This is a genomic window from Streptomyces verrucosisporus, assembly GCF_017114865.1.
Lineage (GTDB): Bacteria > Actinomycetota > Actinomycetes > Streptomycetales > Streptomycetaceae > Streptomyces > Streptomyces fenghuangensis.
In genome coordinates this window covers 1-3,092 of sequence record NZ_JADEYH010000063.1, presented here as the reverse complement: position 1 = coordinate 3,092, position 3,092 = coordinate 1, and the positions used below count along the sequence as shown (strand labels likewise).

3 protein-coding genes are annotated in these 3,092 nt (G+C 71.0%); 1 reads left to right on the top strand and 2 read right to left on the bottom strand.

The annotated features are described in order from the left end of the window. The first annotated feature begins 383 nt into the window (after positions 1 to 383). Entirely contained in the window at positions 384 to 1,106 is a 723-nt protein-coding gene (locus IQ279_RS27400) for an IS5 family transposase (RefSeq protein ID WP_307792563.1), read from the top strand. Here the strand turns inward: IQ279_RS27400 and IQ279_RS28400 are convergent. Together IQ279_RS28400 and IQ279_RS27390 are read right to left on the bottom strand one after the other, a co-directional pair. Continuing rightward, positions 1,078 to 1,305 carry a hypothetical protein gene (locus IQ279_RS28400; protein ID WP_241028850.1) on the bottom strand — a complete coding sequence of 76 codons (228 nt, stop codon included), beginning with the start codon at positions 1,303 to 1,305 and terminating at the stop codon, positions 1,078 to 1,080. The genes IQ279_RS27400 and IQ279_RS28400 overlap by 29 nt on opposite strands. Before the next feature lie 285 nt (positions 1,306 to 1,590). Continuing rightward, complete coding sequence (locus IQ279_RS27390; RefSeq protein ID WP_206352017.1) at positions 1,591 to 2,967, bottom strand: IS1380 family transposase; 1,377 nt, start codon at positions 2,965 to 2,967, stop codon at positions 1,591 to 1,593. Positions 2,968 to 3,092: the final 125 nt, after the last annotated feature.

Below are 3,092 nucleotides of genomic sequence, written 5' to 3'. Positions count from 1 at the left end.
GTTGGGTCCCTGTCCGAGATCTTCGGGGCCCCTCAGGCCACGGGGTTGGTCTGGTCGAACAGGGTTCCTGATCGGGGGATCGCGCGAGAGTCAGCGCATGACAGCAGGGCCTCTTGGTAGCTCGGGGGTGCGAACCAAACCAAGTGCCAGGAGGCCCTGTTGCCGCAGTCTTTCGCGCTCGCGTGCGTGGAGTCCAACCCGTCATCCCCATCGTGTGACTGCCTCGCGCACAGGTTCGGCAACGCGGCGGACCGGCCGGAGCGCACTGCGTGCTACGCCTCCGACATGACGGAGGCCGAGTGGCAGGTCATCCGGGCGGTGCTGCCGGTTCCGGCCTGGCTCTGGAGGGCCGCGGCGGGCGGCCGGAGGGGTACTGCCACCGCGTGATACTCGACGCAGTGCGCTACGTGGTCGACAACGGCGTCAAGTGGGCCAACCTCCCCGCGGACTTCCCGCCATATCGGCGCGTGCATGCTTTCGCCCGCCGCTGGCAGGTCACGGGTCTGCTCGCCGAGCTCCACGACCGGCTGCGCGACAAGATCCGCCAGAAGGAAGGCCGTTCCCCGGATCCGACGGCTGCCATCGTGGACTCACAGTCGGTGCGGGCAGCGGCGAACGTCCCGCGCTCCACCTCCGGCTGGGACGGCGGGAAGAAGGTGGGCGGCCGCAAGCGGCACTTGGTGGTGGACTGCCTCGGCCTCGTCATGGCTGTCGCGGTGACCGCAGCGAGCGTGCAGGACCGCGACGCCGCCGTCCCACTGCTGGAGCGGCTTCGCAGGACGTACTTCTCCGTCCGCCTGGTGTGGGCGGACGGCGGCTATGCCGGGCGCCTGGTCGACTGGGCGGCCGAGAAACTCCAGCTCACCCTCGACATCATCAAGCGCACCGACGACACGACAGGGTTCGTGGTGCTGCCACGCAGGTGGGTGGTGGAGAGGACGCTGAGCTGGCTGATGCGCTCGCGCCGCCTGGTGCGCGACTACGAGAGGCTGCCCGCCATGCACGAGGCCATGGTGCTGTGGTCGATGACCATACTCATGAGCGGCCGCCTGGCCGGACGCCGCCGCCCAGCCGGTCTCAGCCGGCCGACGCCGCGAGCGCGGTGAACACCCCCGGCCGCATCTGCGGGGCCCAGCCCCGCTCCACCAGGCGTTTCGCCTTCGACCGCACTCCCTCGACCTTCGCCGGGACTGCCTGAAGGCCCAGGGCCACGGCCAGCTGCTGGCAGCGCATCCCCTCCCGGCCCGCCGACTCCAGCACCGACACGATCCGCTGGTAGTCCGCCGCGAGCACCGACGCTGGCATGCCTTCACTCCGGTGCGGCACCGGCGAACCCGCCATCGCGCCCCGATCCGGCTCCGCTACTGACGAAGACGACTCGGCCAGCACCTCGGCCACCGTCGCCCGGGCATCCACCAGCCGCTGAACCTCGATCTTTCGTGAGGGTCCGCCGACTCCGTCGGCGGACCCTCACGCGTTCTGTTCCTGAGTCCGGGCAGGCCGAGGGTCCGAGTGTCGCGTCGGGTGGGCGCCGGGTTCCACTGCTCCGGGTGGGGGTGGTGCTGCTCGTCGGGACGGGGAGTCCGCTGGTCAGCCGGGGTTGGGCAGCAGCGCGAGGCGGTCGAGGGCGGCGGTGATGTGGCCGGTCCAGGGCCAGTGCCGGGCGAGGCGGAGGATGCGGCGGCGGCCGGTGGTGACGAGCTGGCCGGCCGCGGTGAACAGGTGCAGCCGCAGGCGGCGGGGTTCCCAGAGGCGGGCGGCGCCGGTCAGCGTGAGCATGGGCATCCAGGCGAGCAGGTCGAGGGCGAGCTGGACGATCTCCAGCCAGACCTTGTTCTGGGCGGTGGCGTGGAGGGGCAGGTTGCGCAGGCCGGTCGCGCGGGCGGCGCGGATACGGTCCTCGGCCCTCGCTCGCAGCCGGTGACGGAGCTCCAGCTCGGCGATCGGCCGGTCGGTGGTGTTGGTGGCGAAGCAGGTGATCCGCATGCCGTCCGCGTCGGTGATCCTCAACTGGGCCCCGGGATGCGGTCTTTCCTTGCGGACGATCAGCCGCATCCCTTTCGGCCAGCCGTGAAGGACGTCGCCGGCCAGTTCGGCGACCCAGGCGCCGTCGCGGATCTCGCCGCCGGTCTCGATGGCCGGGGTCCAGGCCGGTGCCGGGATCTTGAGGACGTGGCTGTGGATGGTCTCGGTGATCACCATGCCGACCGAGTAGGACAGCCACCGTCCCCGCCGGGCGAGCCAGGACACGAAGGCATGGGTGCCGCCGACGGAATCGCAGCGGATGAGGGTCTGCCGCCCGCGCCGGTAGGTCTTCGGGAGTTGGGCCAGGGCGAGGCGGGCGGTGGTGATGTGGTCGGCGGCGGTGTTCGATCCCGCGTTCCCGGGCCTGAGCAGGGCGGCGACCGGCTCTCCGGTGCCGCCCGGGCCGTGGTCGACGAAGGCCGTCAGGGGGTGATGGCCGTAGGTCTTCTTCCAGGTCGCGGCCGCGTCCTCCTTCTCGGAGTGTGCGATCACCAGGACGCCGTCGAGGTCGACCGTGACCTGTCCGTCGGCGTCCGGGGCATTCTCCCCGGCCAGGGACCAGACCCGCTGCCGGACGTCGGACCGTGCGGACCGGATGGCGGTCAGGGCCTTCTCGCCGGAGGTGGCGAGGGTGGCGATCAGGCGGGAGACCGTCGGATCGGAGGCGACCGGCCCGAACACAGCCGGCTCGGCCCGCAGCATCGCGACGTCCGCGAGGCAGTCCCCGCCCAGCGCCACCGCCAGCGCGACGTCCAGCAGGACCTTGCCCGGATCGTGCACCGCCCGGGGCTTCCGCCACGGTGTCAGCGCCGCGGATATCGCGGTGTCCAAGCCGGCCTTGCGGACGGTTTCGACCAGCAGCACGCCCCCGGCCTGCGAGACCACCGTCCGGCCGCCGCCCTCGATGCGGACACGCGGGTAGGACCCGATACGCTTGTTCACCTGGAGAGTGCTTCTTTCCGTGCAGCCAATAGGACCCTAGACAAGTCCCATCGTTGCGGGTCAGGAGCACTCTCTGCTTATTTGATCAAGCCTCGGACACACCACCCCGTGAAAGCGCGAGGCTA

Excerpts from the sequence above, each read along its gene's own strand:
- IQ279_RS28400 (WP_241028850.1), bottom strand. The coding sequence starts at position 1,305 with ATGCCAGCGTCGGTGCTCGCGGCGGACTACCAGCGGATCGTGTCGGTG.